Origin of the sequence: Serratia sp. CY56464 (assembly GCF_052168435.1) — a bacterium.
Taxonomy (GTDB): domain Bacteria; phylum Pseudomonadota; class Gammaproteobacteria; order Enterobacterales; family Enterobacteriaceae; genus Serratia; species Serratia marcescens.
In genome coordinates this window covers 303,988-322,784 of record NZ_JBJNMV010000003.1, presented here as the reverse complement: position 1 = coordinate 322,784, position 18,797 = coordinate 303,988, and the positions used below count along the sequence as shown (strand labels likewise).

Genomic DNA, 18,797 nt, shown 5'->3' with positions numbered 1-18,797 from the left:
CGCATTATGCAAAGATACATTGGTTTAGCAAGTGTTCATCTTCTGTACCCGCCGTGCGGCGTCGGAAAGTTCCGGTTTACAGCACCATGACTCTATGCTGCAATCTCGCTTCATTTTCTGCCGGATAACGACGCTGCTCATGATGCAAGCACAACAATTCGCACAGGTGGTGCTTGACTGGTATCAGCGCTACGGCCGCAAAACCCTACCGTGGCAGCTGGAAAAAACCGCCTATCAAGTATGGCTCTCCGAGGTGATGTTGCAACAGACCCAGGTTGCCACCGTCATTCCTTATTTTCAGCGCTTTATGGCCCGTTTTCCCAACGTGCGCGCGCTGGCGGAAGCCCCGCTGGACGAAGTGCTGCATCTGTGGACCGGCCTCGGCTATTACGCCCGCGCCCGCAACCTGCACAAAGCGGCGCAGACCATTGTCGCACAGCACGGCGGCGAGTTCCCGACAACCTTCGCGGAAATCGCCGATTTACCGGGCGTCGGCCGTTCCACCGCCGGCGCGGTGCTGTCGTTGGCGCTGGGCCAACACTATCCGATCCTCGACGGCAACGTGAAACGCGTGCTGGCCCGCTGCTACGCGGTGGAAGGCTGGCCGGGCAAAAAAGAGGTCGAAAACCGGCTGTGGAAAATCAGCGAAGAGGTCACCCCGGCGCAGGGCGTCGGCCAGTTCAACCAGGCGATGATGGATCTGGGCGCCATGGTCTGCACTCGTTCCAAGCCCAAGTGTGAACTCTGCCCGCTCAACGTCGGCTGTCTGTCTTACGCCAACCACAGCTGGGCCAACTACCCCGGCAAGAAACCCAAACAGACCCTGCCGGAAAAAACCGCCTACTTCTTATTGCTGCAGCACGGCGACCGCGTGTGGCTGGAACAGCGCCCGGCGGTGGGCCTGTGGGGCGGCCTGTTCTGCTTCCCGCAGTTTAGCGCGCGCGTGGATTTGGAACTCTGGCTGCAGCAGCGCGGTCTGAAAGGCAAGCGCCTGGAACAGCTGACCGCATTTCGCCACACGTTCAGCCATTTCCATCTCGATATCGTGCCGATGTGGCTGTCGCTCGACGCGGCGGGCAGCGGCATGGATGAGGGCGCGGGTCTCTGGTATAACTTAGCGCAGCCGCCGTCGGTCGGGCTGGCAGCGCCGGTGGATCGCCTGTTGCAACAGCTGGCGAAGCAGCCCCCGATCCAACAAAACTTATATGGCGATAGCGCCATCGACGAGGAATTAGCATGAGCCGCACCATTTTTTGTACTTTCCTGCAGCGCGACGCCGAAGGCCAGGACTTCCAGCTTTATCCCGGCGACGTCGGCAAGCGCATCTACAACGAGATCTCCAAGGAAGCCTGGGGCGAGTGGATGAAGAAGCAGACCATGCTGATCAACGAGAAGAAGCTGAACATGATGAACGTGGATGACCGCAAACTGCTGGAAGAGGAAATGATCAAGTTCCTGTTCGAAGGGCACGACGTGCACATCGAAGGCTATACGCCGCCAAGCGAATAACGCTGTTGGGGCCAGGCGCTGGCCCGCTTCAATCCTCTTATACTTCTTCCAAACGGCTTTAAGATGAAGAAAATTTTAGCTTTGCTCGTAATAGCGCCTTTGCTGATCTCCTGTTCCGGCAAAAAAAGTGAAGAAATCAACGAAGCCTGGATCAAAGACACCAACGGCTTCGACATTCTGATGGGGCAATTCGCTCACAACATCGAGAACATCTGGGGTCTGAACGAAGTTCTGATCGCCGGGCCGAAAGACTACGTCAAATATACCGACCAATACCAAACCCGCAGCCACATCAACTTCGACACCGGCGCCATCACCATCGAGACCATCGCCACCACCGATCCGGCCGCGCACCTGCGCCAGGCGATCATCAGCACGCTGCTGATGGGTGACGATCCGGGCTCCATCGATCTCTATTCCGACGCCAACGATATCCAGATCAGCAAAGAGCCGTTCCTGTACGGCCAGGTGCTGGATAACAAAGGCGCGCCGATCCGCTGGGAATGGCGCGCGGCGCACTTCGCCGATTACCTGCTGCAGACCAAGCTGCAAAAACGCACCTCCGGCCTGCACGTCATCTACTCGGTCACCATCCAGCTGGTGCCGAACCACCTGGACAAACGTGCGCACAAATATCTGCCGATGGTGCGCAAGGCGTCGGAAAAATACGGCGTGGACGAATCGCTGATCCTGGCAATCATGCAGACCGAATCGAGCTTCAACCCCTATGCGGTGAGCGGTTCGGATGCGCTGGGCCTGATGCAGGTGGTGCAGCACACCGCCGGTAAGGATGTGTTCCAGATGCGCGGCAAATGGGGCACCCCGAGCCGCAGCTACCTGTTCGATCCGGAGAACAACATCGACACCGGCACCGCCTACCTGGCGATCCTGCAAAACAACTACCTGGGCGGCATTCAGAACCCGACCTCGCGCCGCTATGCGGTGATCACCGCCTACAACGGCGGCGCCGGCAGCGTGCTGCGGGTGTTCTCCAGCGACAGGACGCGCGCGGTGGGCATCATCAACGGCATGCAGCCGGGCGACGTGTACCAAACGCTGACCACCAAGCACCCGGCCGCCGAGTCGCGCCGCTATCTGGTGAAAGTGAATACCGCGCAGAAGAGCTACCGCAGGAAGTAGCGCTTCCCGCGTGGATGGAAGAAGGGCCGGTGCGAACCGGCCCTTTTTTCATGGCTTGATCATATAGCCGAAGATGCGCTTCCAGCCGTGATCTTTTTTCTCGATGTAGACCCCCTGCAGCTCCGGCGAGAAGCCCGGCAGGCGGTTGATGCCCTCCTCCAGCGCCAGGAAGTAGCGCTGCACCGCGCCGCCCCACACTTCGCCCGGCACCACGCACAGTACGCCCGGCGGGTACGGCAGGGCCCCCTCCGCCGCAATGCGCCCTTCCGCCTGGCCGATCGGCACCAGCTCGACGTTGTCGCGGATAAACTCCACGTTGGCGTCCTGCGGGTTCATCACCACCGACGGGAAATGATCCTGACGGAACATCTCCTTTTGCAGCTGCTTGACGTCAAAGCTGACGTACAGATCGTGCATCTCCTGACACAGCCGGCGAATGCTGTAGCCGCGGTAACGCTGCTCGTTCTTGCGGTACACCGTCGGCAGCACCACGCTCAGCGGCGCATCCTCTTCGACATAACGTTCGAACTGCACCAGCATCTCCACCAGTTGTTCCATCTTGGCCGGGTTCTCCGCCGGGGTCAGCAGGAACAGGATCGAGTTGAGATCGCACTTCTCCGGCACGATGCCGTTCTCGCGCAGGAAGTTGGCCAGAATGGTGGCCGGCACGCCGAACTCGGTGTATTGGCCGGTCGAAGCGTCGATGCCCGGCGTGGTCAGCAGCAACTTGCACGGATCCACCAGATACTGGTCCTGGGCATAGCCTTCAAAGCCGTGCCACGTCTCCCCCGGCACGAAGGTGAAGAAGCGCGCGTCGTTGGCGATCAGATCGGTATCGTAATCCTGCCAGTCTTTGCCCGCCACCTGCAGCGGAATAAACGGCTTCAGCTGCGAGCAGCGCGTGAGCAGCTGTTTGCGCGTCTCGATGCCCAGCTTGACGCAGTCCATCCACATGCGGCGCCCGGCGGCGCCGGCGTGCATCTTGGCGTTGACGTCCAGCGCGGCGAACAGCGGATAGAACGGGCTGGTCGACGCATGCAGCATGAATGCGTTGTTCAGGTGCTTGTGGTTGCAGTGGCGCTTTTGCCCTTTGATGTGGTCGTCTTTCTTGTGGATCTGCGAGGTCTGCGAGAACCCCGCCTGCTGTTTATGCACCGACTGGGTGACGAAGATACCCGGATCGTGCTCGTCCAGCTCCAGCAGCAGCGGCGAGCACTCTTTCAGCATCGGAATAAAGCCTTCGTAGCCCACCCAGGCGGAGTCGAACAGGATGTAGTCGCACAGGTGGCCGATGGTGTCGATCACCTGGCGAGCGTTGTAAATCGTGCCGTCGTAAGTGCCGAGCTGAATGATCGCCAGCCGGAACGGCCGCGCCGCCGCGGCTTTCTCCGGCGCCACCTCGCGGATCTGCTCGCGCAGATAGCGTTCGTCGAAGCAGTGCGCATCGATGCCGCCGATAAAGCCGAACGGGTTGCGGGCGGTTTCCAGATAGATCGGCGTGGCGCCGGCCTGGATCAGCGCCCCGTGGTGGTTGGATTTGTGGTTGTTGCGATCGAACAGTACCAGATCGCCGCGGGTCAGCAGCGCGTTGGTCACCACCTTGTTGGCCGCCGAGGTGCCGTTGAGCACGAAGTAGGTTTTATCGGCGTTGAACACCCGCGCCGCGTGCTTTTGCGCATCCTTGGCCGAGCCTTCGTGGATCAGCAGATCGCCCAACTTGACGTCGGCGTTGCACATATCGGAACGGAACAGGGTCTCGCCGTAGAAATCAAAAAACTGCCGGCCGGCCGGGTGTTTGCGGAAGAACTCGCCGCCCTGATGCCCTGGGCAGGCGAATGTCGAGTTTTCCATCTCGACGTAGGTCTTCAGCGTTTTGAAGAACGGCGGCAGCAGCGCCTGCTCATAGGCGTCGGCGGCGGCCTCCAGCTGCGCCATGTAGAACGGCTTGCTGGCGCCGGCCAGCAGCGCGAAAACCCCACTGACAAACGGCAGATAGTCCGGCGAGAGATGCTCGTCCCCTTCCACCGCCACGAAGGTCGGAATGTCGAACCCCGTCGCCTGCAAACGCGCCAGAATGCCGGCGTTCACGTCGGCGACCGACACCACCACCGCCGCCACGTCGGTGTAGTCCGTCTGCTCTACGCGCACGATCTGGCGCAGCGTCTCAATGGTGGCGACCAGGCTGGCGCTGGTCGCGATTTTCAATTCTTTCATCATGCTGACTCTCAAACGGTGAAGGATGAGGGTGTGCCACCGGCACGGTAATGAGATAACGCGGTTATCCCGGTAAAAGCGATACCCGGGCACGGCAGCATAAGCGGCGTGCGTGACCGGCTCATGATCGGGGATCATCAGGCGGCTATCGGGGGAACTGGTCTTGGCAGCGTCCGACAGGCATCAGTAAAATCAGGGCCGCAGCGCTGGCTTTACGCATGCCTAACAGCGAGCGTCAGGCGTATTCGGGCGGATGACGTGCGGAGGAAACAACGGCGGAACGGTGGCGGCGTCAGATGTCTGGTGCGCAGCAGCGCTTGAGCAACAAAACCAGTCATGCCAATAACCCTCTGGCTTATAAGAAGCGGGAACACCGTTAGCGAACGGAGAGTGCTAAAATTTGCGCAATGATTGCATGATTCGTTGCGGGGTTCAAGCGAGAATAGTCTTGATTGAACGTCCGTTGACCAAGACATAATCCATTGTTATTTAATTGAAAAATAATAAATGGCGCGTTCTGGAGTGGTATAAATACACGTTTTATATGCATATTTATTGAATGAGGATATCCCCCCGTCCCCCGCCCCTCCGGGCTCGCTGCCTGAAAATAGAGCAACCGATCGGCTTTGTGACAGAAAGCGATTGACGCCATCCGGCCAATACGGTTTAATGCGCCCCGTTGCCCGGATAGCTCAGTCGGTAGAGCAGGGGATTGAAAATCCCCGTGTCCTTGGTTCGATTCCGAGTCCGGGCACCATATTCAGAAGAACCCGCCTATGGCGGGTTTTTCGCTTTCTGAGGTACGGACTCTCCATCGAACTGCGTTCGATTATTCGGTCTGAAGACCTCACCCTGCAGGCCAGCGCTCAAGCGCTGTTCAACACGGCGCCAGTGCCGGTTGTCCGAGTCCGGGCACCATCTTCAGAAGAACCCGCCTATGGCGGGTTTTTCGCTTTCTGGGATACGGACTCTCCATCGAACTGCGTTCGATTATTCGGTCTGAAGACCTCACCCTGCGGGCCAGCGCTCAAGCGCTGTTCAACACGGCGCCAGCGCCGGTTGTCCGAGTCCGGGCACCATATTCAGAAGAACCAGCCTATGGCGGGTTTTTCGCTTTCTGAGGTACGGACTCTCCATCGAACTGCGTTCGATTATTCGGTCTGAAGACCTCACCCTGCGGGCCAGCGCTCAAGCGCCACCGCATCATCCGATGGATGTGCAATTTCGCATTACAGATGCCACTTTCACGAAAGGCCCGCCCCCCAATCCCCGACCACCCAAGCGTCAAACGAGCGCACGCCTATTCTCCGTTTATCGAGTGTTTTATTGTCATTCGGTGATGGAATATAGCCACGAACCTATAACGGTATCACTTTGTTAAATCACAACATATTGGATTAAAACTAGGAACATTCCGAATAAAAACAACATTGCTGTTAATTCATTCATATAAGGCTATGCTGAATTTTACCCATTGATAAGACATTTTTAACCTATTCCGCTACCAACGCGAAATAATGGAGAATCCGACGACAATGGCAATTGATATGTATATGAAAGTTGAAGGAATGACGGGTGAGTCCCAAGACAGCAATCATAAAGGATGGACCGACGTACTTTCGTTTAACTGGGGGGCTTCACAGCCAGGAAATATGGCTGTCGGCGGTGGGGGCGGTTCCGGGAAAGTGAATTACCAAGACCTCCGTATTCAAGCGCTTATCGACAAATCTACGCCCGCCATTCTTAAATATTGTTCCAGTGGAAAACATGTCGCGAAAATCGAGCTTTCCGTCTGCAAAGCGGGCGGCAACCAGGTGGAATATTCCAAAATCGTTCTCGAAGACGTGCTGGTGACGCAAACCGATTTTAACGGTGTCGGTCAAAATGATGCGATCCTGGTTGATTACGCCTTCCAGGCGTCAAAAGTCACCATGAGTTACTGGGAACAAGGCAGCAGCGGCACTAAAGGCGCGGAAAGCAAATCTGGTTGGGATATCAAGCAGAATAAAGAGAGCTAAGCGCATTCGGGCACCTAACAATACGTTAATGATCGGGTGATAAAATCATGGCAATGGATATGTTTTTAAAAGTTGAAGGCATTAATGGCGAATCGAAAAATGCGAATCACAAGCAATGGATCGATGTCTTTTCCTTTAACTGGGGCGCACGGCAGCCTGGCAATATGGCCGTTGGCGGCGGCGGCGGTGCGGGTAAAGTAAATTTTCGCGATCTGACCGTACAGGCTCTGATAGATAAAGCGACACCTGCCTTATTGAAATACTGCTCGGCCGGTAAACACCTCGCCAAAGTGCAGTTGTCGCTTTGCAAAGCCGGTGGGCAGGAAGTGGAATATACCCGTATTACCCTGGAAGATGTATTAGTGACTCATACCGACTTCATCGGTGTCGAGCACGGTTCCACGCTAGGCATTGAATACTCTTTTCAGGCCGGTAAAGTATCGATGGAATATTGGGAGCAAGCGAAGCAAGGCAATAAAGGAGCTTCGGTGCAGATGGGCTGGGATATTAAGCAAAATAAAGAAAGCTAATCACATTACGGTGCATATCGTAATGGCGGGGGGATTATGGCATTTCCTAAGTCACATGAAATTTTAGCTCTGACATCGCAACACGAATCGAATAATCGGGTGTCAGCCAACTTTTTGACCCGTGAGATTTTAAATGAGGCTCTGATCCTCGTCAGGTCTCTGTCACCAGAAGAAGTCTTTCGATTAACAAAAACGGAGACCGGACAGATCGCGTTTACGCTGGGCGAACTCAAAGATGAAAACAACCGCCGGCTGACAGCCAATAATATTGAGTCAGGACAACGACCAGGCGGAAGAATTAATCACCTGGATAACCGCATTAATGTCTCTTTTCCCGGAACCTCATGGCAAATGGGGGCACGTGTTCAGCATTTTGAGAATATCGCATCGAGTACCGTCGGCGGAGCCGGACTGGTTTTGATCGCGGGATTATGGACGGGGGCCGGTTCTGGCGTAGGCAGCATTTTAGGCAGAAATGCCGCCCAGCTCGCGGTAGTGACTGGCACTTATTTGGGTAAACGCTTCGTGACCAATAAAACCATGGTCGTGAATCAGATGGCGGCGCATATCAAAAACCTTGCCGATATGTTTAACTCCACCCACAACGCCTTTAATGATTTCAAGTTCGAAAGCGCAGCCAAACGCGCACAATACAGTCCCGACCCTCAGGCAGAGCACCCTATTACTTTTGAACAGAAAGTCACGGATAACAATGCAGTTCCTGCTAATCATACCGCTGCCATTCAGGCTATCGTGCGCCGTTTTGTGACGGGAACCTACCAACGTGTCGATATCGTCGGCCAGGGCGATATGTTTATAAAAGTCTTTTTCAGCGATGGGGAACTGGACATTTCGCAAGCCCAGTATGACTACCTCAGCAATTTGAAGCTCCCGTGATTGATCAACCTGGCAGGTCTTCACGGTTTTGGCGCAACGGTTGTCATTCTGTCCAGCGCGCAAAAATGCCCCGAGCTGACCAAAAGATTTTTATTGTCGGTAAGAATGGTCAATGATGATGACAAGGCAGATTGCCGGATCGGACGCGATCGTTGCGCCAGCGTGGCCAGGTTTTTTCACACTCGGCTCGAGCAAGCGCCCTCTCCGGCCAGCCTTTGTCCGGCATTAATTAAACGAATCCTGACCCCGGTAGTTAACGCGAACCATCCGCGCCCATTAGGGTGATGCAACTCGGGGTAAAATATTGCCGTTCGGGGGGGCAACAAGAGGAGATAAAGGTACAGAAGCGTGCGTATCACCTCAGTGAAAGAGTGTGATACTCTGCCGCAAAAAACAAAATAACACGTTGAATTAAATGATAAAAACCACCTCACAACGCACAAATTTCATAATTTCACTTCCGATTTCATCTTTGCAAAAAGCATCCTGCCTCTAATATCACGTTATTTCACCTTCCCCGCGCCTATTTTAAGGCTATTCTAAGCAACGAATACACCGATCCCGGCAATGCAATGGCATATACACCAGAAAAGCAGATAAGAACTCATACGGTGGACATCCTCCCTGGTGGCCGTTTTCATGGCTTGATGAATCAGGCGGCATCGGATTTTTACTTAGGAATATTCATTAAATACACGCGCAAACCTTCATAGGGATTTTCATGGAAAGAAATACGCCTGTAGCCTTTACCTGATGCGCTACCGAATTCTCAACGGGCATTTAAAAATGCGGCATTTTGGCCCGTACACCGTTTAATTACATTTAATTCGTGAAGCTTACTTATAAGAAAAAGGCAGCCTGGTTGCTATAAGCCACCCTATCTGCAGCCGTATTTCTGGGTATTATTCTCATTATACTGGAGCTTATTAATGAATCAGCGTTTGGATATCATCGGTATTGGCCTTGGCCCATCGAATCTTAGCCTGGCAGCCTTAGGAAGTGAAATAGAGGGATTTACGGGACAATTCCTTGAACGCAAGCCTCACTTCTCCTGGCATCCAGGGATGATCCTGGCGGATTGCAGTATGCAGACCAACTTCTTAAAAGATTTAGTGAGTGCGGTTGCCCCAACCAATCGCTACAGCTTTCTCAACTATCTGGTGAAAAACAGAAAATTTTATCGTTTCCTGACGACGGAGCAGCGCACCGCATCGCGCGAAGAGTTCGCCGATTACCTTACCTGGGCCGCCGCCGGGATGGGATCATTGGCATTCAATCAAGACGTTCAGCGGGTCGAATTTGACGATCGGCAGCGCCAGTTCGTGGTGACCACCTCGAATAAGGTCTTCCACGCCAAACACGTCAGCATAGGTATAGGCAAGAAAATAAAGTTGCCGGATTGCGTGACGACGCAAAGCGATCGCTGTTTCCACGCCAGCGAAATGATGCTGCGCAACCCCGATCTGACCGGGAAACGCGTGGCGATCGTCGGCGGCGGCCAGAGCGGCGCAGATCTGTTCCTGAATATTTTTAAAGGGGAATGGGGCCAGCCGGAGCAGCTCGACTGGATATCGCGCCGCAACAACTACAATGCGCTCGATGAGGCTGCTTTTGCCAACGAATACTTCACGCCCGATTACGTCGAGAGCTTTTACTCACTGGACAGCGCGGCCAAGCGGCATATGCTGGCCGAACAAAAGATGACCTCAGATGGCATCACCAGTGAGTCGCTGCTGGCGATTTATCGCGCCATGTACCACCGCTTCGACGTCCTGCGCGAGAAATTATGGGTGCGCCTGCTGCCCAGCCGTTCGCTGACGGCCGTGAAACACACGCTGGATAACGCCTACCAGCTCGAAACGCGTCATCATCTCGATCACGGCCAGGAAACCTTCAAGGCGGACGTGGTGATCTTTGCCACCGGTTATCAATCGGCGACGCCTGAGTTCCTTGAGCCTTTGGCCCACCGGTTGTTGAAGACTGCGGACGGCGAATACCGCATAGCCCCTGACTTTACCTTTGAGTGGGAAGGCCCAGCGGAGAACTGCTTATTTGCGATGAACGCCAGTATGCATAATCACGGCATTGCCGATCCTCAGCTGAGCCTGATGGCCTGGCGATCGGCCCGCATTCTTAATCGGGCGTTAGAGCACAAGCCATTTGATCTGGGAACAACGCCGACAGCCATTCAATGGCGCAGTGAAAGCGTGCCGCCCGCGTTTTAAATACAAGAACGTCTTAATCATTGTCATTATGCTTTGATGGAATTACGTATATGAAGAGACAATTCAAGAAGTTTATTCTGAATCAGCTGGCCGTATTAGCCCCCGAATTCAAGGCCAGATTGATATACAAAAGGGCATTTGGCAAACCGCTGAATTTACAGTCCCCCTCAACCTGGAATGAAAAGATAAATCATCTTAAGTTGAATGACTACAGTAATAACGCATTAGTGACTCAATGTGCAGATAAATATGCGGTGAGAGAGTACATCAAAGAAAAGGGATGTGAAGAGATTCTTAATGAGTTGTATTTTTCCTGTGATTCAGTGCAGGAAATACCGTGGGAAACGCTGCCTGATAAATTTGTCATCAAGGGAAACCACGGTTCAGGATATAATTTAATTTGCCAAAATAAGCAATCGTTGAACATTAAAAGCGCCTCTCATCTGATCGATGGGTGGATGAAAGACGATTACTGGAAAACCTATGTAGAACTCAACTACAAAGGGATACAAAAAAAGATCATTGGGGAAAAATATATCGAATCGGCCAATGGTCACGGGCCTGAAGACTATAAAATCTATTGTTTCCGCGGTGTGCCTTACTGCACCTTACTGTGCGTCGGCAGGGATACCGGGACGCCAAAATATTACTTCTTCGACAAAGAGTTCAAGTTCCTTTGCTATAGCGAGGACTGCCTGGCATTGAGCCAGGAGGAGATAAACGCTTTCGTGAAACCTGAGGGATATGATGAACTGTTTGAGTACGCCACTCGCTTGTCGGCGCCCTTTGAGTTTGTTCGCGTTGATTTCTACATCTCGCAAGGCCAGATCATTTTTGGCGAGCTGACTTTTACCCCCTCCGCCGGGTTGGATACGGATATTTTGCCGCCGACCGATATTTTGCTTGGCAAGATGCTGACGCTGCAACAGCACTGATTTTCACCGGACGCCCGCAGAGAAGATCGTGCGGCGCAGTATCCAGCGCGAGGAGGAATACCGGCCGGCATGTTCGCAGCCTGCCGGCCGGTATTGCCCTGAGGGTGATCGGGCCAATGACCTCGCTTGTTCATGCCGCCGTTACAGAAAAGCCCCGCCCCCCATCCCTGATAGCCCGCAGCCGACCCAAGAGCAATGCCTCAGCCGGACCACATAACCATTTGAAAAATAATGGCATTAAATAATCAATAAGAATCACTTACATATTTATAATAAAATGTTCTATATGTATAGGAAGCTATAATATAAGATACCGGAAAGTTTCCCTGGTGTTGTTGTGTGTCTTTGCCCTATTTTATAGGGCTTTTTTTGCTAAAAATCGTTGATAACCGTGTATTTCCCCCTCCCTTCGCCATTCCTCGCACCATAAAAATCATAACCATTTCTAATTAATTGCAATCTCGCTTATTCCTGACTTACCAATAATAACAATGAGTTGCTATTAACCCGGCAAAGCAACTGGCGACCCTCTTCCGGGTTTTGGTCGCCATTCGCGGCCGGAATGTCCGCCCTAAAGCTAGGTTTTTGCCGGGCGCGAACGGATGCTACTATCGGCCTTTTTCCGAAGGTGTTAACCCGCATGTTTTTGTCCAACCGGCATTTTATCTCTGCGCTTCTGGCGCTCGCCATCGGCCTTTGGCTACCGGGCTCCGTGCTGGCCAGGCCCGATTTGGAACGCAAGATCGGCGCTACCGTAGCCGAAAGCGATTCTGCGGATTACCGTTTCAGCGACCTGCGCTTCACCTCCGCCGATGGCCGACGGCATTATCGCGTTCGCATCGCCCAACCGCATCGGGCGCCTGAGCCGGACGGCTATCCAACGATTTATTTCCTTGACGGCAACGCGGTGCTGATGGAGTTAAACGCCGCCTTACTGGCCAAATTGGCAGCGGCGAAGCGGCCGCCGGTGCTGGTCATGATCGGCTATGACAACGATCTGCGCATCGATGCCGCCGGCCGCGCCTACGACTATACGCTCCCTCTGCCGGCAGGCATGAAGACACCGCCGCGGTCCGGCGGGGGCGCGGATGCGTTCCTGCAATTGATTGAAACTCGGATCAAACCGGCGATCGCCGCCAGACTGGCGGTCGATCCGCAGCGGCAGACGCTGTGGGGGCACTCTTACGGCGGGCTCTTCGTTCTGCACACGTTGTTTACCCATCCCGCCGCCTTTCAGCGCTATATCGCCGTGGAACCCTCGCTGTGGTGGGGCAATGGCATGATCCTGCAAGAAGCGCAGCAGAGGACGGAACGGCGCGCGACGCCGGCGGTAAGGCTGCAACTGTGGGTTGGCCTGGCGGAACGCGATCGCGCGGCCCCGCCCGGCGTGAAGAGCCCCGCTCTGCCGGCGGACGCAACGCATTTGCTGGCCGAACAGCTGGCGCAGCTCGACGGTTTCACCGTCGGCTATCGGGAATGGCCCACCTTAGGGCACGGCGCCATGCTGGGCGCGACCATCGAGCCGGCGCTGGACAGCGTCATCGCAGAAGACTGAATCCGCGGCTCAGAAGGTATCGGCCACATTTTCATCTGCGGCGCATATCTTCTGATAAGAAGAGTGTTTAATATCTGAGACAGAGAACGGTGGCCGCGGGCGAGCGCGTCAAAAAACAAAGTGGCTCCCCCGTCGGCAAGTGAGCTTGCTCTATCCGGTGGAGCCATACAGTACTGCAGTTTTCCCGGTGGGGCCCTGGTGAGGCGCAAGTAGGAAAAGATGGTGTAAGCAGGGCATTTCAGCGTTTTAATACCGCCTGTTTCACTATTTTCTTCTCCCTGTGGCGCCTATCATAAGCGCCCGCTCACCAGGTGGAAAAGGGTGAAAACCACCCTTGAAATACATTAACGAAAGTGATATTAGAAGCGGTTGGGGCGAAAGCGCCTAGTTCAGTTTTGAATAATTAAATCAGGGAATTATATTAAAAATGAATATTAATATCACCGACAAACCCAACCCGCAGGATGAAGAGTTCGTTATCGACAGCCTTTGGGCGCACAATCATAAAACCCAGCCCGTAGACATTCACCCGCTGTTCCTGACCGTTACCGACGACAGCCAGCAGATCGTCGGCGGCCTGGTCGCGCGCACCTGGTGGGGCGGCCTGGAAGTGCAGTATCTGTGGGTTGGCGATCAATGCCGCAAAAGCGGGTACGGCCGCCAATTGATGGAGCTGGCCGAAGAAGAAGCCCGCAAGCGCGGTTGCCATATGGCCTATGTCGATACCTTCGATTTCCAGGCCAGAGGCTTCTACGAAAAACTGGGCTACCGGGTCTACGGCGAACTGGGCGACTATGCGCATCGCCACACCCGCCATTATCTGGCTAAAAGCCTGTAACGCGGCCTGAGCGGCACAGAGGTGGGTATGGGTTCATCGCATAAAAATAATGAATCTTATTTTAAGGGCCTCATCACCATGATGGAGCACCTGAGCGAACCCTGGGGCATCAAAGATCACCTGTCCCGCCACCTCTATATGAACCGCGCCGCTTATCTCTATACCAATACGCCGCTGAATTTCGACGTCGCCGGCAAATATGACCACGAGTTCCCCGCCGACTGGGCCGACTCCGCCGCCGACTTTATCGAACATGACAAGATGACCGAAGCGGCGCGCGATCGGGTCACGGTCATAGAAACGCACTACTGGTACGGCAAAGACAGCCTGACGCCGTTTATCAGCGAAAAGCTGCCGGTGTACAACGATGACAAACAGGTGATTGGCGTGATCTGGAACGCCAAGCCGATGAACAGCCTGTCGCCGTTGAAGTACATCAACCAGCAAAAACCCAGCGTGTTGACCACCGAAGTCAATAACGAGCTGTTCACCCGTGCCGAACTCGATGTCATTTTCCTTATGCTGCAACGATTTACGGTGAAAGAGATCGCCAAAATCTATAATGTCAGCAATAAGACCATCGAAAACCGCATTTATAACATTTACCAGAAGGCCAACGTGCATACTCAGCAGCAATTTGAGGAATACTGCAAATACGCCAATCTGGATAACTACATTCCCGATCGCCTGATAACCAAAGGCATTCAGTTTATTTGAACCGCAAGGAAGATCTCACCGTGATAAAGATCGAAGATTATCCGCTCACCCGGGTGCCGCAAGATAAACGAGTTTCGTTTTTAAGCGTGGCCATCGTGCATATGGGCATGCTGACCGCGCTGGACCAGTTCATGCTCGGCGCCGTGCTCGGCAACTCCATGACGCTGATCGACGCCTTCACCGCCATTTTCGTCGGCAGCCTGATCTTCGGCGTGGTGACCTTCGGCCTGGGGCTGGCAGGCATGCGCGAAGGCATTTCCGGCAGCCTGCTGGCGCGCTGGTGCGGTTTCGGCCGTCTGGGCTCGGTGCTGATCGGCGTGGTGGTTGCCGTCAGCCTGCTGGGTTGGTTCGGCATTCAGAACGCCATTTTCGCCAAATCGCTCGACTTCGCGCTCGGCAATAAGCTGGGCTTTGGCCTGGCCGCCGGGCTCTCGGGCACGCTGTTGACCATCCTGGTGGCATTCGGCTTCAAGGCGCTGCGCATCGCCGCCCGTATCGCGGTGCCGATGTTCATCATGCTGGTGGCCTATATTTCGGTGACCGCGCTTTCCGGCCATAACCTGCAGGAGATCATCCAGCTGGCGCCGCCGGGTGAACCGCTGACCATCAGCGCCGGCATCACCATCGTCGTCGGCGGCGCCATCGTGGCCAGCCTGATGACCCCCGATCTGACCCGTTACTCCAAAAACGGCAAGCACGTGCTCGGCGTCACGCTCTTCACCATCATCGCCGGCGAGTTCGTGGTGAACGGCCTGGCGATCCTGATCGCCAAAACCCTGGGCACCGCGGATGTGGTCACCATCATGTCGCAAGCGGCCGGCGGCGCCGGTTTGCTGGTGGTGGTGTTCTCCACCCTGCGCGTCAACGATCTCAACCTGTACTCTTCTTCGCTGGGCATCGTCAACGCGGTGGAAGGCATCACCGGCAAGAAGCTGAAGTACACCTACACTACGCTGGTGATCGGTATTCTGGGCACCACGCTGTCGGTGCTGGGCATTCTTGACCGCTTTGTCGACTTCCTGACGGTGCTTGGCGTGGTCTTCCCGCCGATTATCGGCATCATGCTGGTGGACTATTATCTGCTGCGCAGCCATCGCAAGATCCTGGATGAGAGCCGCCGTACCGGCCAGTTGCCGAACGAAACGCCAACTATCGGCTGGGCGGCGATCGTCGCCAGCATCGCCGGCGGCGCCGTCGGCCTGGCGACCGAATGGGGCGTACCGACCATCAATTCCCTGGTCGCTGCCAGCCTGCTGTATTGGGTGCTTAAACTGGTCTTCAGCCGGGCGCAAAAACCGCTGGCATCACAGAAATCGCTCTGATTTTCGTGAACGCGGTAATGCACTCCTCCAGGTCCCGGGGGAGTGTTTGACGCTCGAAAAGGGGATTCAATGCAAAAGAAGGGGCCGATCGCGCAGACAAGCGGCCGTGGTGGTTAGGGTCCCTGGTGTCGGTAGCAAGCTATCCATTTATGCTCAGAGTGTGGCAATGCCCCCTCTGAGCTTTTTATTATAAAAACTGTCGGCTTCCGTATTTTGATCGTAAAGAAAAGCTTCAGCTTGCATGAACAGTAGCCCATGAAATCGGCTTTGGTCAACATAAAAGTAAACATAAAACCGGCTTTTGTGTTCACTTTTCCATAAGTAAAACCTAATCAATTGATTTGCACGGCTTTATCTTTCTCGCAGAGGAAGCAGGCTACCCCCGCTGACATCACTGCGCTAAACGGCTGACGATAAACAATAATTACCACTAATAATCAGTTCGTTACCCGCCCGTCCGCGCCTTTTTATCTGGACAACGCCAATGCGTAAGATATAGTGAAGCCTGCGTAATGTTTGTAAGGACAGCCAATGAAAACCACCAACGCACAGCGCAAAATCAACATCATTAAAAATATTGAATATCTGATGCGTACCCGCGGTGAAACCAAGGCTTCCTTTTCCAATCGCAGCGGCCTGACGCGCACTACCCTCTACAAAATTCTTGACGGAAGAGTGAACAACGTTCAGCAATCCACCGTGAATCGGATCTCCGATTTCTTCGGTGTCTCCTGTGAAGAGATCGAAGATTACGATCTGGAAAAGCTGGAGCTGCTTAACGAAACGCTGTCCACCGAAGGCAACAAGAACCCTTCCGCCATTCCGGTGATCCCGCAGTCGCGCTATCTGGCCGTCTCGCAGCGCAAGATCGGGCAGTTGGTCACTGAGTTCCCTTTGACTTATTTCTTCGGCGATGAGTCGAACATGTTGGCAATGAAAATAGAGACCGAAATTAAAGGGTCATTTATTCCCGGCGAGGTCATCATCATCAAACGCCCGCCGGTACTGATTTGCGATTCGCCTTTGCTGTATCACTCGGGAAAAAGCGGCTTCTTTGTGGTTGAAGACAAAGACAGCGAAAGCATGGACAAACGCCCTCAGGACACCGTGCAATTCCTGGGTTACATCGTTGGAGAAAGGTTATAAATGGAACCGAATCAGAAGTTCAAGCTGTTGGGCTTCACCCGGCATGGCACCATCGCGGCCAATGTCATGGTATTGGCCACCGGCAAAACCATTACCATGGGGCTGAATGAGCTGGCCGACAGCGAAATATCAGAAGATCTGAGCCGGCACGAGCTGCAGGCGCTGTACCGCAAACTCTATGGCGATAACCAACAAAAAACCGCCTACGAGCTCAGCGATCGCCACGAACGCTCCTGGTACGCCTATCTGATTATTACCGTGGCGCTCAGCGTGATTTATATTTTCTCAACGCTGTGCGGCGTCAAACCGATCCAAATCCCGGTACTGAATCTCATCACGCCGCCGGCGATCTTCATTTACCCGCTCACGTTCATTCTGGTGGACATCCTTAACGAATTCTATGGGTTGCGGTTGGCTCGGCGCACCATCATCATCTCGTTTATCGCCAACCTGACCTTCGTTCTGGGAGTCTGGGTGACAACGCTGGTGCCGAGCATTCCGCAGTGGGAGTACAGCGAGACCTACAACGGCATCGTGCACAGCATCATGGCGGTGCTGGTGGCCTCGTCGGCGGCCTATCTGATTTCCGAGAACGTCAATTCCTATCTGCTTTGCAAAATCAAAGAGTTGACCAACTCCCGTTACCTGTTTGTGCGCGTGATCACCAGTACCGTAGTGGCGTCGGCCATCGACAGCGTGGTGTTCTGTACGCTGGCGTTTTACAACGTGCTGAGCTGGGACATCATCAAGACCATGATCCTGTCGCAGTTCCTGATCAAGGTGGTTTACGCCCTGCTGGGCGTCGGGCCGATCTACGCCACCCGCAGTCTGTTTAACCGCTACATCAATACCGAACAAGCAAAGGGCAATGAATATGCATATCCAAAAGCAAGATAAGATCACCCATCTTGGCGCGAACTCCGATTATCCGGATCAATATGCTCCCGCATTGCTCGAAGCCCTGCCGCGCGCGCGCGGCCGCGATCTAATCGGCGTGGACGAGCGGCAGCTGCCATTCAGCGGCTTTGATCTCTGGACCGCCTTCGAGCTGTCGTGGCTCAACGGCAAGGGCAAACCGGTGGTGGGCATCGGCGAATTTACCTTCCCGCACTCTTCTTCCAACCTGATCGAATCCAAATCGTTCAAGCTGTATCTCAACAGCTTCAACCAAACGCGCTTCGACAGCGTGGAACAGGTGAGCGCCGCCATGCAGAAGGATCTGTCGCAGGCGGCCAACGGCCAGGTCACCGTCAAACTCTATCCGGGGCTGGAAGGTTACCCGGCGCAAATCGATCGCCTGCCGGGCATCAACATCGACGATCTGGATATCGCGATCGACGACTTCGCCTTCAAGCCGGAATACCTGAGCGGCGCGGCCGATCAAGGGGAACGCGTGGCGGAGACGCTGTCTTCCAATCTGCTGAAATCCAACTGCCTGGTCACTAACCAGCCGGACTGGGGCAGCGTGGTTATCCGCTATGAAGGCCGCCAAATCGATCGCGAAAGCCTGCTGCGCTACCTGATCTCCTTCCGCCAGCACAACGAATTCCACGAGCAGTGCGTCGAGCGCATTTTCAACGACATCAAGCAGAGCTGCCGCCCGGAAAAACTCAGCGTGTTCGCGCGTTACACCCGCCGCGGCGGCCTGGACATCAACCCCTTCCGCAGCGATTTCGAGACGGCGCCGGCGCTCGGCCGCCTGATCAGGCAGTAAGCGTTACCCCCCAATGCTCCCGCCAGGGAGCATTGTT

Annotated in this window: 16 protein-coding genes and 1 tRNA gene; 16 read left to right on the top strand and 1 reads right to left on the bottom strand. The window is 54.6% G+C overall.

What is annotated here, in order from left to right:
* The first annotated feature begins 139 nt into the window (after positions 1-139).
* The 3 genes from mutY to mltC all read left to right on the top strand — a co-directional run bounded on the left by mutY (position 140) and on the right by mltC (position 2,649).
* The gene (gene mutY / locus ACJ8KE_RS17680) at positions 140-1,240 is read left to right on the top strand and encodes an A/G-specific adenine glycosylase (protein ID WP_004937408.1); all 1,101 of its coding nucleotides are present in this window, start codon (positions 140-142) and stop codon (positions 1,238-1,240) included.
* Positions 1,237-1,509, top strand: a complete 273-nt coding sequence (locus ACJ8KE_RS17675; RefSeq protein WP_004937404.1) for an oxidative damage protection protein — start codon at positions 1,237-1,239, stop codon at positions 1,507-1,509. The genes mutY and ACJ8KE_RS17675 overlap by 4 nt, the downstream gene beginning before the upstream one ends.
* A gap of 63 nt (positions 1,510-1,572) precedes the next feature.
* Positions 1,573-2,649 carry a membrane-bound lytic murein transglycosylase MltC gene (mltC, locus tag ACJ8KE_RS17670; protein WP_004937402.1) on the top strand — a complete coding sequence of 359 codons (1,077 nt, stop codon included), beginning with the start codon at positions 1,573-1,575 and terminating at the stop codon, positions 2,647-2,649.
* A gap of 48 nt (positions 2,650-2,697) precedes the next feature.
* On the opposite strand, the gene speF is transcribed toward mltC, so the two are convergent.
* Positions 2,698-4,863 (bottom strand): ornithine decarboxylase SpeF, encoded by a 2,166-nt coding sequence (gene speF / locus ACJ8KE_RS17665; protein ID WP_079451832.1) that lies wholly within the window; start codon positions 4,861-4,863, stop codon positions 2,698-2,700.
* Between the two features lie 681 nt (positions 4,864-5,544).
* Here speF and ACJ8KE_RS17660 point away from each other — a divergent pair.
* The 13 genes from ACJ8KE_RS17660 (at position 5,545) to queF (ending at position 18,760) form a co-directional block, all read left to right on the top strand.
* Positions 5,545-5,620: transfer RNA gene (locus ACJ8KE_RS17660), tRNA-Phe, on the top strand.
* 778 nt (positions 5,621-6,398) lie between these two features.
* Positions 6,399-6,881, top strand: a complete 483-nt coding sequence (locus ACJ8KE_RS17655) for an Hcp family type VI secretion system effector (protein ID WP_004937362.1) — start codon at positions 6,399-6,401, stop codon at positions 6,879-6,881.
* A gap of 47 nt (positions 6,882-6,928) precedes the next feature.
* Entirely contained in the window at positions 6,929-7,411 is a 483-nt protein-coding gene (locus tag ACJ8KE_RS17650; RefSeq protein WP_025304261.1) for an Hcp family type VI secretion system effector, read from the top strand.
* A 36-nt stretch (positions 7,412-7,447) separates the two neighbouring features.
* Positions 7,448-8,308, top strand: coding sequence for a hypothetical protein (locus tag ACJ8KE_RS17645; protein ID WP_228009761.1), 861 nt, complete (start codon positions 7,448-7,450; stop codon positions 8,306-8,308).
* A 929-nt stretch (positions 8,309-9,237) separates the two neighbouring features.
* Complete coding sequence (locus tag ACJ8KE_RS17640) at positions 9,238-10,533, top strand: lysine N(6)-hydroxylase/L-ornithine N(5)-oxygenase family protein (RefSeq protein ID WP_028127600.1); 1,296 nt, start codon at positions 9,238-9,240, stop codon at positions 10,531-10,533.
* 50 nt (positions 10,534-10,583) lie between these two features.
* The gene (locus tag ACJ8KE_RS17635) at positions 10,584-11,468 is read left to right on the top strand and encodes an ATP-grasp fold amidoligase family protein (RefSeq protein ID WP_016930105.1); all 885 of its coding nucleotides are present in this window, start codon (positions 10,584-10,586) and stop codon (positions 11,466-11,468) included.
* A gap of 640 nt (positions 11,469-12,108) precedes the next feature.
* Positions 12,109-13,023 carry an alpha/beta hydrolase gene (locus ACJ8KE_RS17630; protein WP_306376950.1) on the top strand — a complete coding sequence of 305 codons (915 nt, stop codon included), beginning with the start codon at positions 12,109-12,111 and terminating at the stop codon, positions 13,021-13,023.
* A gap of 427 nt (positions 13,024-13,450) precedes the next feature.
* Positions 13,451-13,861, top strand: coding sequence for a GNAT family N-acetyltransferase (locus tag ACJ8KE_RS17625; protein ID WP_016930107.1), 411 nt, complete (start codon positions 13,451-13,453; stop codon positions 13,859-13,861).
* A gap of 27 nt (positions 13,862-13,888) precedes the next feature.
* On the top strand, positions 13,889-14,578 hold the full coding sequence (locus ACJ8KE_RS17620) for a helix-turn-helix transcriptional regulator (RefSeq protein ID WP_004937346.1): 690 nt from the start codon (positions 13,889-13,891) through the stop codon (positions 14,576-14,578).
* 20 nt (positions 14,579-14,598) lie between these two features.
* Positions 14,599-15,900, top strand: coding sequence for a cytosine permease (locus ACJ8KE_RS17615; protein WP_028127599.1), 1,302 nt, complete (start codon positions 14,599-14,601; stop codon positions 15,898-15,900).
* A gap of 531 nt (positions 15,901-16,431) precedes the next feature.
* Positions 16,432-17,046: a helix-turn-helix domain-containing protein gene (locus ACJ8KE_RS17610; protein ID WP_016930109.1), complete on the top strand. Its 615-nt coding sequence runs from the start codon at positions 16,432-16,434 to the stop codon at positions 17,044-17,046.
* Positions 17,047-17,943: a queuosine precursor transporter gene (locus ACJ8KE_RS17605; protein ID WP_004937338.1), complete on the top strand. Its 897-nt coding sequence runs from the start codon at positions 17,047-17,049 to the stop codon at positions 17,941-17,943.
* A complete protein-coding gene (gene queF / locus ACJ8KE_RS17600; RefSeq protein WP_049299937.1) occupies positions 17,921-18,760 on the top strand; it encodes an NADPH-dependent 7-cyano-7-deazaguanine reductase QueF in 840 nt (279 codons plus the stop codon). Before ACJ8KE_RS17605 ends, queF begins: the two co-directional genes overlap by 23 nt.
* Positions 18,761-18,797 lie beyond the last annotated feature (37 nt).

What these genes read in the sequence shown, in the direction of transcription:
- mutY (WP_004937408.1), top strand. Translation starts at nt 140, where the DNA reads ATGATGCAAGCACAACAATTCGCACAGGTGGTGCTTGACTGGTATCAG.
- ACJ8KE_RS17675 (WP_004937404.1), top strand. Translation starts at nt 1,237, where the DNA reads ATGAGCCGCACCATTTTTTGTACTTTCCTGCAGCGCGACGCCGAAGGC.
- mltC (WP_004937402.1), top strand. Translation starts at nt 1,573, where the DNA reads ATGAAGAAAATTTTAGCTTTGCTCGTAATAGCGCCTTTGCTGATCTCC.
- speF (WP_079451832.1), bottom strand. Translation starts at nt 4,863, where the DNA reads ATGAAAGAATTGAAAATCGCGACCAGCGCCAGCCTGGTCGCCACCATT.
- ACJ8KE_RS17655 (WP_004937362.1), top strand. Translation starts at nt 6,399, where the DNA reads ATGGCAATTGATATGTATATGAAAGTTGAAGGAATGACGGGTGAGTCC.
- ACJ8KE_RS17650 (WP_025304261.1), top strand. Translation starts at nt 6,929, where the DNA reads ATGGCAATGGATATGTTTTTAAAAGTTGAAGGCATTAATGGCGAATCG.
- ACJ8KE_RS17645 (WP_228009761.1), top strand. Translation starts at nt 7,448, where the DNA reads ATGGCATTTCCTAAGTCACATGAAATTTTAGCTCTGACATCGCAACAC.
- ACJ8KE_RS17640 (WP_028127600.1), top strand. Translation starts at nt 9,238, where the DNA reads ATGAATCAGCGTTTGGATATCATCGGTATTGGCCTTGGCCCATCGAAT.
- ACJ8KE_RS17635 (WP_016930105.1), top strand. Translation starts at nt 10,584, where the DNA reads ATGAAGAGACAATTCAAGAAGTTTATTCTGAATCAGCTGGCCGTATTA.
- ACJ8KE_RS17630 (WP_306376950.1), top strand. Translation starts at nt 12,109, where the DNA reads ATGTTTTTGTCCAACCGGCATTTTATCTCTGCGCTTCTGGCGCTCGCC.
- ACJ8KE_RS17625 (WP_016930107.1), top strand. Translation starts at nt 13,451, where the DNA reads ATGAATATTAATATCACCGACAAACCCAACCCGCAGGATGAAGAGTTC.
- ACJ8KE_RS17620 (WP_004937346.1), top strand. Translation starts at nt 13,889, where the DNA reads ATGGGTTCATCGCATAAAAATAATGAATCTTATTTTAAGGGCCTCATC.
- ACJ8KE_RS17610 (WP_016930109.1), top strand. Translation starts at nt 16,432, where the DNA reads ATGAAAACCACCAACGCACAGCGCAAAATCAACATCATTAAAAATATT.
- ACJ8KE_RS17605 (WP_004937338.1), top strand. Translation starts at nt 17,047, where the DNA reads ATGGAACCGAATCAGAAGTTCAAGCTGTTGGGCTTCACCCGGCATGGC.
- queF (WP_049299937.1), top strand. Translation starts at nt 17,921, where the DNA reads ATGCATATCCAAAAGCAAGATAAGATCACCCATCTTGGCGCGAACTCC.